This window comes from Klebsiella indica (assembly GCF_005860775.1).
GTDB classification, from domain to species: Bacteria; Pseudomonadota; Gammaproteobacteria; order Enterobacterales; family Enterobacteriaceae; genus Klebsiella; species Klebsiella indica.
In genome coordinates this window covers 1-12,983 of record NZ_VCHQ01000033.1, presented here as the reverse complement: position 1 = coordinate 12,983, position 12,983 = coordinate 1, and the positions used below count along the sequence as shown (strand labels likewise).

The 12,983-nt window shown below is 43.9% G+C and carries 10 protein-coding genes; 4 read left to right on the top strand and 6 right to left on the bottom strand.

Annotation, left to right across the window (positions count from 1 at the left end; all coding sequences use genetic code 11):
* From FE839_RS21900 to FE839_RS21890, 3 genes are all read left to right on the top strand, one after another.
* The coding region (locus tag FE839_RS21900) for an IS5 family transposase (protein WP_138362880.1) at positions 1–430 on the top strand (430 nt) is incomplete at its 5' end.
* Between the two features lie 346 nt (positions 431–776).
* Positions 777–1,781 carry an NAD-dependent epimerase gene (locus tag FE839_RS21895; protein WP_138362879.1) on the top strand — a complete coding sequence of 335 codons (1,005 nt, stop codon included), beginning with the start codon at positions 777–779 and terminating at the stop codon, positions 1,779–1,781.
* A gap of 456 nt (positions 1,782–2,237) precedes the next feature.
* Positions 2,238–2,360, top strand: a complete 123-nt coding sequence (locus FE839_RS21890) for a small membrane protein (protein ID WP_138362878.1) — start codon at positions 2,238–2,240, stop codon at positions 2,358–2,360.
* A 571-nt stretch (positions 2,361–2,931) separates the two neighbouring features.
* Here the strand turns inward: FE839_RS21890 and ugd are convergent.
* The 6 genes from ugd to FE839_RS21860 form a co-directional block, all read right to left on the bottom strand.
* Positions 2,932–4,098, bottom strand: a complete 1,167-nt coding sequence (ugd, locus tag FE839_RS21885) for a UDP-glucose 6-dehydrogenase (protein WP_138362877.1) — start codon at positions 4,096–4,098, stop codon at positions 2,932–2,934.
* 163 nt (positions 4,099–4,261) lie between these two features.
* A complete protein-coding gene (gene rfbK, locus FE839_RS21880) occupies positions 4,262–5,632 on the bottom strand; it encodes an O9 family phosphomannomutase RfbK (RefSeq protein ID WP_138362876.1) in 1,371 nt (456 codons plus the stop codon).
* Between the two features lie 22 nt (positions 5,633–5,654).
* Complete coding sequence (locus FE839_RS21875) at positions 5,655–7,070, bottom strand: mannose-1-phosphate guanylyltransferase/mannose-6-phosphate isomerase (RefSeq protein ID WP_138362875.1); 1,416 nt, start codon at positions 7,068–7,070, stop codon at positions 5,655–5,657.
* 221 nt (positions 7,071–7,291) lie between these two features.
* Positions 7,292–8,698: an NADP-dependent phosphogluconate dehydrogenase gene (gndA, locus tag FE839_RS21870; RefSeq protein ID WP_138362874.1), complete on the bottom strand. Its 1,407-nt coding sequence runs from the start codon at positions 8,696–8,698 to the stop codon at positions 7,292–7,294.
* Between the two features lie 214 nt (positions 8,699–8,912).
* Positions 8,913–10,307: an undecaprenyl-phosphate glucose phosphotransferase gene (wcaJ, locus tag FE839_RS21865; RefSeq protein WP_138362873.1), complete on the bottom strand. Its 1,395-nt coding sequence runs from the start codon at positions 10,305–10,307 to the stop codon at positions 8,913–8,915.
* A gap of 73 nt (positions 10,308–10,380) precedes the next feature.
* Positions 10,381–11,535 carry a glycosyltransferase family 4 protein gene (locus tag FE839_RS21860; RefSeq protein WP_138362872.1) on the bottom strand — a complete coding sequence of 385 codons (1,155 nt, stop codon included), beginning with the start codon at positions 11,533–11,535 and terminating at the stop codon, positions 10,381–10,383.
* Between the two features lie 1,011 nt (positions 11,536–12,546).
* On the opposite strand from FE839_RS21860, the gene FE839_RS21855 reads away from it, so the two are divergent.
* A partial coding sequence (locus tag FE839_RS21855; RefSeq protein WP_138362871.1) for a helix-turn-helix domain-containing protein occupies positions 12,547–12,983 on the top strand: 437 nt, incomplete at its 3' end.

Genomic DNA, 12,983 nt, shown 5'->3' with positions numbered 1-12,983 from the left:
CCATTTGGCGACAGACGGGACAGGATTGCCATTAAGCTTCTGCCTGAGTGGTGGACAAGCCCACGAGAGCCAGTATGCACAAGTTCTGCTCAACCGGGTCGGCATTATTCGTCAAAGTGGGTGCCTGAAATCCCGGGCAAAAGCAGTGCTGGCGGATAAAGGTTATTCAAGTAAAAAATTTCGTACTAGTTTGAAATTGAAGGGAATCAAGGCAGTTATTCCTTTTAAAAGTAATGAGAAAACCAGCCGTGATGGACGCCGAAAACTGGATATCCACTTATATAAAAAGCGCAATGTAGTAGAACGTAGCTTTGCAGCATTGAAAGAAAACAGGCGAATCGCCACACGTTCGGAAAAAACAGCCAGAAACTACCTGAGCATGCTAAAACTGGGGGCGATCAGGTTATTTTTAAGGCGATTGTTAAGTTAAGGGACACAGCCTAATACAGATTCGCCTCCACGCTCAAACGCACTAACCCACTTCACACTGCTGACAATGTGCGTTGTTCCGGAATCGCCCGGCGGCGCTGCGCCTGCACGTGCCTGCGTCGCCGAATGCTGAAGGTCGTGTAGGCCGGGTCAGGCGGCAGCCGCCACCCGGCAAAAATGCGGGCACAATCGCTGATACAGACTCGCCTCCACGCTCAAACGCGCCCCGGCCATGCTTTTATGCAGGCGCGATCCCCGCGCAATGGTAAAGCAGGTGATCCACACAGCAAGCCAGTGTAAAATCAATCATTATATAATGCGGGACACAGCGAGCCCGGAGGATAAATATGAAGTTTTTAGTGACTGGAGCCGCAGGATTTATCGGCTTTCATGCTTGTAAACGCCTGCTTGAGGCAGGTCATGACGTCGTCGGCATCGACAATATGAACGACTACTACGATGTCAATCTTAAACAGGCCCGCCTGGATTTGCTGCAATCCCCCCAGTTCAGCTTTCACAAAATCGATCTGGCGGATCGTGAAGGGATTGCCCGTCTTTTTGCCCAGGAGCAGTTCAACCGGGTGATCCATCTTGCCGCCCAGGCTGGCGTCCGTTACTCCCTGGAAAATCCCTTTGCATACGCCGACGCTAACCTGATCGGTTACCTGAATATTCTCGAAGGCTGCCGCCATAATAAAGTCGGGCACCTGCTCTATGCTTCATCCAGTTCCGTCTATGGCTTAAACCGCAAAATGCCCTTCTCCACCGACGACTCGGTTGACCATCCGGTTTCGCTGTATGCCGCCACCAAAAAAGCCAATGAACTGATGGCGCATACCTACTCTCACCTGTACGGTATCCCGACGACCGGACTGCGGTTCTTTACCGTCTATGGTCCGTGGGGGCGCCCGGACATGGCGCTGTTCAAGTTCACTAAAGCGATGCTGGAAGGAAAAAGCATTGACGTCTACAACTACGGCAAGATGAAGCGCGACTTCACCTATATCGACGATATCGTTGAGGCGATTGTGCGGATGCAGGATATTATCCCGCAGCCGAACCCTGAGTGGACCGTTGAAACAGGCTCTCCGGCAGATAGTTCGGCCCCCTACCGCGTGTATAACATTGGTAACAGCTCGCCTGTTGAACTGATGGATTATATCACCGCGCTGGAAGAGGCGCTGGGGATGGTCGCGGAGAAAAATATGATGCCAATCCAGCCTGGCGATGTGCTGGAAACCAGCGCCGATACCAAACCGCTGTACGATATGGTGGGATTCAGGCCGCAAACGACCGTCAAACAGGGCGTGAAAAATTTCGTGGACTGGTATAAAGCCTATTACAAAGCCTAATCGCGATTGCCAGATCGCTTATGATAAACCGCGGTGCAAGCACTGCGGTTGTCTATTCTGCGATGGTTGCCAGAAGTTCTGTATCAGGCGTAGCGCGGTTATGGATAACTTTTTCAGCCATCACAACGACAAAAAGCGCAGCTTGTTAACAAAACAACAACAATTCATACCAGAAAGCATCATTTGTACATTTTTTCATCTAATTTTTAATGAAGTATTATTCTGCAAAAAAACAACAAATTTTAGCTGTCATTGCCATAATTACAATAAAATTCATAAATATAACTCAGAAAATAATTCAATAGCAGAATATTTATCTACCACCTTACATAAAAACAAATCTAGGAAATTTCTTAAACCCAGGGTATGTTAAACATGTAGTTCATATTGCTGTCGATGCAGTATTCACTCACGAGCGAATGGATTTATACTATCACTTTCTCTGGGGGACGAATTATGGCAAACGTAATTTTCCTGATCGTCGCTGCTATTCTGTTGATTATTTCTATTTTTTCGCTGGTTTCTTATATCAAGGATCAACGAAAGAACAAATTAACGTTTAATAAACATAAGTGGTAAAAAGAAAGAACTTAATATAATTAAGTATATTAATAGTTAGTTGCGGCAAGAAAATTAACACGCCTTTCGGTTAACGTTGAAAGGCCTTATGATTAGCCGATAAAAAATGATAAGAAATTTTTAGCACGGGTCTGGCATTGATATTTTCTTCGTATGACGGCATGGCTAATCTTTTCATCGCCCATACGAGTCTGCACAGAAACACTCCCGCGCAGGCCGTTCAGTGTAAGCCAGCGCGAATCTCATGGCACTGACGGTCTCTTTCCCTTGGGCGGGCTTCAGAAATAACAAAAGCCTGCAAGCAGGCTTTGTCTTACCTTCCGGCGCTTATCTCCAGCGTCCACATCTCAGTGACGGTAGCTCTTCACAAGGTGGATTTAACATATCCGACCTGAATGATTAGGACAAGATGCGCAATTCAGGAATTTAATCGGAGTCACATTTTTATGCGGAGAGAACGGAAAGGAAGCTCGGGAAGATTTGCAGGATGAATAGTTGGACAGAGTTCAGGCGGGTGATGGTTGAAGAGAAGGTCTGGCCGGGATGCTTACACCCCGGCCAGATGAAAAGATCAGTCACTGCCAAACAAATCGCGGGTATAGACTTTATCAGCCACATCGGCCAGCTCATCCGCCATACGGTTAGAGACAATCACGTCAGCCTCTTGTTTGAAAGCGTCAAAATCACGCACAACGCGGGAATTGAAAAACTCATCTTCCTGCATCACCGGCTCATAAATAATGACCGGAATCCCCTTGGCTTTGATGCGCTTCATAATCCCCTGGATAGAGGAGGCACGGAAGTTATCTGAGCCGCTCTTCATTATCAGGCGATAAATCCCGACAACTTTAGGCTTACGCGCCAGGATAGAGTCGGCGACAAAATCTTTGCGCGTGCGGTTAGCATCGACGATCGCGCCAATGATGTTATTCGGCACAGAGGCATAGTTCGCCAGCAGTTGCTTAGTATCTTTCGGCAGGCAGTAGCCGCCGTAGCCAAAAGAGGGGTTATTGTAGTGATTGCCGATACGCGGATCGAGGCATACCCCTTCAATGATCTGTTTACTGTTCAGCCCATTGCTCTCTGCATAGCTATCCAGCTCATTAAAGTACGCGACGCGCAGGGCCAGATAGGTGTTGGCAAAGAGCTTAATGGCTTCGGCTTCCGTCGAGTCGGTAAACAGCGTTGGGATATCCTGCTTGATTGCCCCCTCTTTCAGCAGACTGGCAAAACGCTCCGCGCGTTCTGAACGCTCACCAATCACGATACGCGACGGATGCAGGTTGTCATACAACGCACGACCTTCACGCAGGAATTCCGGCGAGAAAATAACGTTATCAATACCAAGGCGCTCTTTAATCTCACGCGTGAAGCCAACAGGAATGGTTGATTTGATAATCATTACCGCGTTGGGGTTAATCTCCGTGACATCGCGAATAACGGCTTCAACGGTCGAGGTATTGAAGTAGTTAGTTTTCGGATCGTAATCAGTCGGCGTGGCGATAATGACATAATCCGCATTACGATATGCATCATGCTTGTCCGTTGTCGCACGAAAATTCAACGGTTTTTCCGCCAGATATTCCTGAATTTCTTTATCGACAATCGGGGAAATCTTTTGGTTAATCATATCCACTTTGGACTGAACGATATCCAGCGCAACCACTTCGTGGTTTTGCGCAATCAGGATGCCGTTCGACAAACCAACATAGCCGGTACCGGAAATTGTTATTTTCATTCGATCACACTTTAATCAGTTAACTGGATGGCGGCTTATTAGCCGCTAATTAAACAAAACTGTGGATGTTTCTACTCTCAGGAAGACAGGAAGTCAAGAAAGAGCCATAAGGTGATGCATAATTCTAAACACCTGTCCTTATGGCCTAAATTCAGAATAATTTTTATTTAAGAAGATCTAATATTTCTTCGGTTTTAATCTTCATTAATTCATCATCCGCTTTCGATTCGACATTGAGACGCACAACAGGCTCAGTATTCGAGCTACGCAGATTAAAACGCCACTCCGGATATTCAATGCTGATGCCGTCAGTCGTGTCTACATTCGCTGCATCCGGCTCATAGCGCTCGCGGATACGATCAATCGCCGCTGCGGCATTCTCAAGCTTACGGTTAATTTCCCCGGAAGCCGGGAATGCCGCCTGACGATCCGCCACCAGCGCTTTCAGAGAGTTGTTTTTCAGACACAACAGTTCTGCTACCAGCAGCCACGGGATCATCCCGCTATCGCAATAAGCGAAATCGCGGAAATAATGGTGTGCGCTCATCTCGCCACCATAAATGGCATCTTCCTGACGCATACGTTCTTTAATAAATGCATGCCCGGTTTTCGACATCACCGGCGTACCACCACTACGGGTCACAATATCTACCGTGTTCCATGTCAGGCGCGGGTCGTGAATAATTTTTGCCCCCGGTTGCTTCTGTAAAAAAGCTTCTGCCAGCAAACCAACAATATAATAACCTTCAATAAATTCTGCTTCGTTATCAAACAGAAAACAGCGGTCGAAGTCTCCGTCAAATGCGATACCCATATCAGCAGCATGCTCACGTACCGCATCAGCAGTATCCTGACGGCATTCCGGCAGCAGTGGGTTAGGAATACCGTTGGGGAAATTACCATCCGGCTGGTGATGCACTTTAATAAAGGTCACTGGTGCGCCTGCAGCAATAAAACGTTTTTCTACTTCATCAATCACATGCCCCGCAGCACCGTTGCCGGAGTTCACCACCAGCTTCAGTGGACGGGTGAAGTTTGCCAGATTCACGTAACCCATCAAATGGTCTACGTATTCCTGCAGAATAGAAATCTGACGCAGTGTACCGCGCCGGGATGGTTCTACCGGTGGAAACTGATTCTCTTCCGCTAAACGCTGAATATCACGCAGACCAGTATCACCGCTGATTGGTTTCGCATTTTCCCGTACCAGCTTCATACCGTTGTAGTTCATCGGGTTATGACTGGCCGTCACTTCGATACCACCGTCTACGCCAAGATGAAAGGTGGCAAAGTAAATCTCTTCTGTACCACTCAGGCCAATATCCAGCACATCAGTACCCGCATCCATCAGACCATTGGCCAGCGCCAACTTCAAGGACTCGCTGGTCAGGCGGACGTCGCCACCCACTACAATCTGTTTTGGCTTCAGGAACTCGCCGTAAGCACGACCAATTCGGTAGGCAATATCTTCGTTTAATTCTTCGCCAAGTTCACCACGAATATCGTAGGCTTTAAAACAGTTTAATTTTGCCATCTATTTAGTCCTTAAATACAAATTAGCAACGGCCATACTGATCTTTAATACGAATAATGTCATCGTCGCCCAGATATGAGCCAGACTGTATTTCCAGTACTTCCAGAGGAATACGCCCCGGGTTTTCCAGGCAGTGCTCGGCACCTATGGGAATAAAGGTTGACTGATTTTCAGTAAGCAGGAACTGTTTGCCATTAACCGTAATCTGCCCGGTACCTGCCAAAATCACCCAGTGCTCAGCACGATGGTGATGCATCTGCATGGAAAACGCTCCACCCGGTTTAACAGTAATCCGGTTAACGTTAAAGCGTGGAGTCTGCACCACCACATCGCTGCGCCCCCAGGGACGGTAAATTTCCCGATGGCGTTTGTATTCGCTACGCTGGTTAAGCTTCAGGTACTCCACTACTTTTTTCACATCCTGAGAGCGGTTTTTGTTCATCACCAGAACTGCATCTTTGGTGCTGACAATCACCAGATCCTCAACACCAATGGCCGCCACCAGCTTTTCGTCACTGTTGATATAACAGTTCTGGCTATTGTGTACCCAGGCATCCCCCATCAGTACATTACCCAGATCATCTTTCGGGCTAACGTCCCAGAGGGCAGACCAGGATCCCACGTCGCTCCAGTCTGCATCCAATCCTACCACGACAGCATCGGCAGTTTTTTCCATCACGGCATAATCAACAGACTCATCCGGACAGGTACTGAAAATATCGTGCGAGATGCTAATAAAATCGCTACTGCTATCAGCGGCACTGACTGCTGCTGTACACACCTCAAGGATGTCGGGACGAAACTTCTCTAGCTCAGAAAGGTATTTTTTGGCCCGAAACATAAACATTCCGCTGTTCCAGTAGTATTCACCGGAAGCCAGGTAGCCCTGTGCACGCTCCAGATCCGGTTTCTCCACAAAACGAGCGACTTTATATGGCGTTTGCTCCCCTTCACTCAGAGCTTCGCCACGCTGGATATAGCCATACCCGGTTTCCGGGGAATCCGGTACGATACCAAACGTGACCAAATGATCAGCCTGTGCGTACTGCTCCGCTACACGAATGGCATCGTGGAAGATCTTCTGATTATTAATGATGTGGTCAGCCGCGAGTACAAGCATCAGCGGATCTTCACCATTTTGCGTCGCCTGCAATGCAGCAAGCGCGATAGCGGGTGCGGTATTACGGCCAATCGGCTCAAGGATGATATTGTTTGACAGTTTATTGAGCTGCCGTAACTGCTCAGCCACCAAAAATCGGTGTTCTTCGTTGCAGATAACCATCGGTTCATAAACTTCAAGCCCCGACAGTCGAGAAATAGTTTCCTGCAGCATTGAATTCTGCCCGTACAGCCGTAAGAACTGTTTAGGATAAAGTTCACGAGACATCGGCCAGAGACGACTACCTGTCCCGCCAGCCATAATTACAGGAAGCAACATATTAATATCCTTTAATTAAACCCTGTGATTAAACACCCAGAAAAATACTGAAGACAGAAGAAGAGTAATATAGAAATACAGAAAGCAGATATACTAAGGAATCCGAAAAAAGAGCAATAAAATTATATATTCAGAAAATGGAATACCAACAGATGCATAGCATGCATAAAAATATGCGGAGGAAATAGCCAGACCAACAGTCTGGCTATTGCAAAACTAAATTAATCCAACCACTCAGTGTGGAATACACCGTCTTTATCGGTACGCTTATAGGTATGCGCACCAAAATAATCACGCTGAGCCTGAATCAGATTCGCTGGCAACACCGCGGAACGGTAGCTGTCATAATAAGCGATGGCCGCAGAGAAAGTCGGGACCGGAATACCGTTCTGCACCGCGTAAGCAACCACATCACGCAACGCCTGCTGATACTCATCGGCAATTTGTTTGAAGTATGGCGCCAGCAGCAGGTTAGCGATACCCGCATTCTGTTCATAGGCATCCGTGATCTTCTGCAGGAACTGAGCACGAATAATACAGCCAGCACGGAAGATTTTTGCGATCTCACCGTAGTTCAGATCCCAGTGGTATTCATCGGATGCTGCACGCAACTGGGAGAAACCCTGAGCATAAGAGACAATCTTACCCAAATACAGGGCACGGCGAACTTTCTCAATAAACTGGGCCTTGTCACCCGCAGTTTGCGCTTGCGGCCCAGTCAGCACTTTTGAAGCAGCAACGCGCTGCACTTTCAGGGAAGAGATATAGCGAGCAAATACAGACTCAGTAATCAGGGACAGAGGCTCACCAAGATCCAGAGAGCTCTGACTGGTCCATTTCCCGGTGCCTTTGTTGGCCGCTTCATCCAGAATCACATCAACCAGGTATTTGCCCTCTTCATCCTTTTTGGTGAAGATGTCCTTGGTGATGTCAATCAGGTAGCTGCTCAGTTCACCTTCGTTCCATTCGGTAAATGTCTGCGCCAGCTCTTCGTTAGATAACGCCAGGCCACCTTTCAGTAAAGCGTAGGCTTCAGCAATCAGCTGCATATCGCCGTACTCAATACCGTTGTGGACCATTTTCACATAATGACCAGCTCCATCTGCACCAATGTAGGTTACGCATGGCTCACCGTCTTCTGCGACTGCGGCAATCTGCTTAAGAATCGGTGCAACCAGCTCATAAGCTTCTTTCTGCCCGCCAGGCATAATTGATGGGCCTTTGAGAGCGCCCTCTTCACCACCGGATACACCGGTACCAATGAAGTTGAAGCCTTCTGCTGAGAGCTCGCGATTACGGCGAATGGTGTCCTGGAAGAAAGTATTGCCACCATCGATGATGATGTCACCTTTATCCAGATACGGCTTCAGGGAATCGATGGCACTGTCAGTGCCTGCACCCGCTTTCACCATTAACAGGATGCGGCGTGGAGTTTCGAGCGATTCAACAAACTCTTGTACTGTATAGTGTGGGACCAGCTTCTTGCCCGGATTCTCGGCAATCACTTCTTCGGTCTTTTCACGGGAGCGGTTGAAAACGGAGACGGTATAACCCCGGCTTTCGATGTTGAGCGCAAGGTTGCGCCCCATCACAGCCATACCGACAACCCCGATCTGTTGCTTGGACATTACATACTCCTGTCAGGTGTGGTCACTGCGACTGTTCGCAGCTTAAATGTAATGATAATGTTATCTTAAATGCATCAAATCGTATAGTATAGAAGTAATATTTATTCAGAAATAATTCTCTAGTATATAACGTTACTAGTATTATTATTCATTAAAAATAAAAGCATGGGCTCATGAATCAAGTAATAGCTATTAAATAAACTATCTAGTAGTTCTAATATGCCGATTTATTAACAAAGCCTTTAAATATTGTCAGAAATATTATTTTTAAATCTAACCAAATACTCCATTCACGAATATATTCAAGATCATACTCAACACGTTTTTGCATTTTCTCTAATGTATCTGTTTCCCCTCTCCAACCATTAATTTGTGCTAAACCTGTGATTCCTGGTTTTACTTTATGCCGTAGCATATATCCATCAATTAAATTTCGATATTGTTCATTATGAGCAACTGCATGGGGCCTTGGGCCAACAATAGACATTTCACCTTGAAGAACATTAAAAAATTGTGGTAACTCATCAAGCGATGTTTTACGAAGAATCCGACCGATTTTGGTAACTCTGCTATCATTTTTTGTTACTTGAGTGACAATCCCGCCATTTTCCATTACTACCATCGATCTAAACTTCCAAACTTTAATCGGTTTACCATCCATACCGTATCTTATTTGTCGAAAAAGAATTGGACCATGTGAAGTCATTTTAACAGCAAGAGCAATAAACAACAAAACTGGAGAGATAAAAACTAATATAATGGATGAGACTATTATATCTTCGAGACGTTTAAATACCATATTTATCCCGTTAAGTGGTGTATCAAAAAGGGGGACAACGGGAACGCCATTCACTTCTTCTGTTCGTGACTGAAGAATATTAAATGTAAAAATGTCAGGAATAAGAAATACAGAACAAGTAGTGTTAGTTAGTTCTTTTATTAAAGTTTTGAGCTTAACTTCATCCCCCATATTCATGGCTATATAGATACGATCAAGTTTCCCTGCCTTAGCTTCAGAAACTAATTGTTTCAAATCACCAGAATATTGATTTATAATATCGCTTGACTTCACATCGTCGTAGATCCCTCTAACAACAAAGCCTAACCATGGCTCTTCTTCGAAACTACGCAATAAGCTTATACCTGCAGGCAATGAACCAGCAACGGCTACATAACGTGTATTATATCCAAATTTACGTATCATACCCGCAAAATATCTTATAGCAACTCTGCATAAAACAATAACTACATTAACCGCAATATACCATTGTAAAAATATTTTATATGAAAAATCGAAATTAGAAAAAAAAGATATTATCCCAGAAGTAAATATCAGTCCTAAGGTCCAGTTTTGTACTAATAATTTTAGCTCAGTTGATATTTTGACACCACGCCATGATCTATAAAAATCAGTTATACCACCTATCATCTGGAAAATAACTAAAACAAGGAGTCCAACCAAGATTTCTCTAACTCCGAACAATAGATTATTTAATGACGAAACAAAATATAATCCCAGAAAAATAATAGCAATATCTGAGAAGCGCTGCATCATGGAAATGATGGATGCATTTGGTTTAGAGCGAGCTCGGTGATGTAGGATTGCCATGCTATTTTCCATATTTTACTTTTAAGATTACTATCTGATTTATCTATTTGACTTTAAGGCATGAAAGACTTATTCAGTATAGTATCTGTTTATTATCTAAGAAAGAGTTCCATTTTGACTCAACGTAATTTGAGATTTCTTTTCTAAAACGCTCAGATGAAAACTTTTCTGCATTATTGCGACAATCTTGGGGGAGAATATATTCCTTAACTAATTCGAATTTATTGATTGCTTCAATAATTGAAGAAACGTCTTGCTTATAAAAGAACAATCCAGTTGGATTATCCACACCGTAAGGTCGAACTGTCTCAAGGCTTCCGCCTTTACCAAAAGCTATAACAGGGGTTCCACAAGCCTGCGCTTCAACAGGAGTAATGCCAAAATCTTCTTCTGCGGCAAAAACGAATGCTTTAGCTTTTTTCATGTGACTTAACATCACTGTATCACTCTGGTAACCAAGTATTTCAATATTACTGGAGGCCTTTGCTTTAATCTTCGACATTTCGGAACCATCACCAATAACAACAAGTTTTTTTTCAGGCATAGCAGAAAAAGCCTCAACAATGAGATCAACTCTTTTATAAGGAACCAAACGTGATGCTGTGAAATAGTACTCATCCTTATTAGAATTCAACGTAAAGAGTTCAACATTAACAGGAGGATAAATAACATCTGCTTTTCGCCCATAGACCTTCTGTATTCGCCGTGCAATAAAATGAGAATTTGCAATAAAATGATCTACACCATTAGCAGTTCTATAATCCCACATCCTAATTTTATGTAATAAATATTTTATTAATAATCCTTTTAATCCTCTATCGAAGTGAGCTTCACGCAAATATTGATGCTGTAAATCCCATGCATAACGAATCGGCGAATGAACATAACTAATATGAAGTTGATCTGGCCCAGTGAGAATTCCTTTAGCTACAGCATGACTACTAGACAATATAATATTGTGTGAAGTAACATCTAGTTGTTCAATAGCCATTGGCATAAAAGGAAGATATTTCTGATAATGTTTTTTTGCCATTGGAAATTTTTGAATATAGCTTGTTTTTGAAATTTTTCCCTGAAGATTAACACGAGCAGCATTATCTAAAAAATCAACAACTGAAAAAAGTTCAGATTCGGGAAAAACATCTACAAATTCTTTAATTACTCGTTCTGCCCCTGCATAAGAAACTAGCCAATCAGCGACAATTCCAATGCTAAATTCCTTTGACATATGGTCCTCTATAAGTATTAGAAATACAATGTTAATAACAAAAAACTTCAAGATGTTATTTTTTTCATCTGAAAGCGGCTGATAACTATCATATAAAACAAATATGTCATACTAAATAGTTACGTTTAATAACTCACTATTGCTCTTTAATGACATGTATCGAATATTACAAGAAAGTAAATTATCTTAGACATGCGTTGCGGTTAACCTTCAAGGCCTTAGGCGCTGAACCAACCATGAAACCCAAATTCATTGTATCGATTATACTCAGTAATAACCTGTAGTATACAAAGTGATTACTCTGGCCAACTATAATCCCGGTAAAGCTTATGAATTTCATTAAATGCGATGTATTGCATTAATTTGTACTCTTACGCTACATTGTGTCAGGTTTACTGATGTATCAACACTCTCTTATTTTCGAGTCACACAATATACCGGTTATATAAGGCTTACCATTTACCTTTTTACTTTGCACGTATTCGGACATAACTAATACTAGCATCAGAACAAATGGACAGATGAATGAAAACTATATTAGTGCATTTAATTTTTCATAACATTCAATGAATGTATCTAAATTTCAATTCACATAATGAACTTTTCTCAAACAAAGTAAAGTCGTTACTATGCTGCATCTATCCAGCCCAGAGCAAACAAAAAATATCCAATATACTTTTATATATCATAAGACATGATGAATAACTTCGAGGCGAACGAAAAAATATAAAAAATCGTCGACTTTAAGTTTTTGTATGAATATTAATATAACTTTTCTTTAGGAAGAATCTTCGCTGATTCACTGATATAGTTTTTATGGATATCTAAAAGTGACTAATTAAGACAGGGTTCCAAACTACAAGGTCTTACTTGAAAAACTTTTACTCCTATTTCAAATATAGCCATCACTAAATAACTGCTCGGAATAGTAGATCACTCAGGGGGAACTCAGTCCGGTTTATGCGATCTGATCAATCGCTGAATATCCCAAATCACCAACCGGACTGAGCGATGCCGATCATAGCACCAATACCCCGTGGCGAACGACGCCTGATGCAGAAAGCTATCCATAAAACTCGCGATAAAAATCATGCCCGCAGGCTAACGGCTATGCTGATGCTTCATCGGGGTGAACGGGTCAGCGATGTTGCCAGAACACTCTGTTGTGCCCGTTCATCCGTTGGTCGCTGGATTAACTGGTTTACGCACTCAGGTATTGAAGGCCTGAAATCCTTACCCGCAGGACGCTCCCGACGCTGGCCGTTCGAGCATATTTGTGCATTGCTGCGTGAGCTCGTTAAGCATTCTCCCGGCGATTTTGGTTATCAGCGTTCCCGCTGGAGTACCGAACTGCTGGCGATAAAAATCCGTGATGTCACCGGTTGTCCGCTACATGCTTCAACCATCCGGCGATGGTTACCTGCTGCCGGACTGGTATGGCGCAGAGC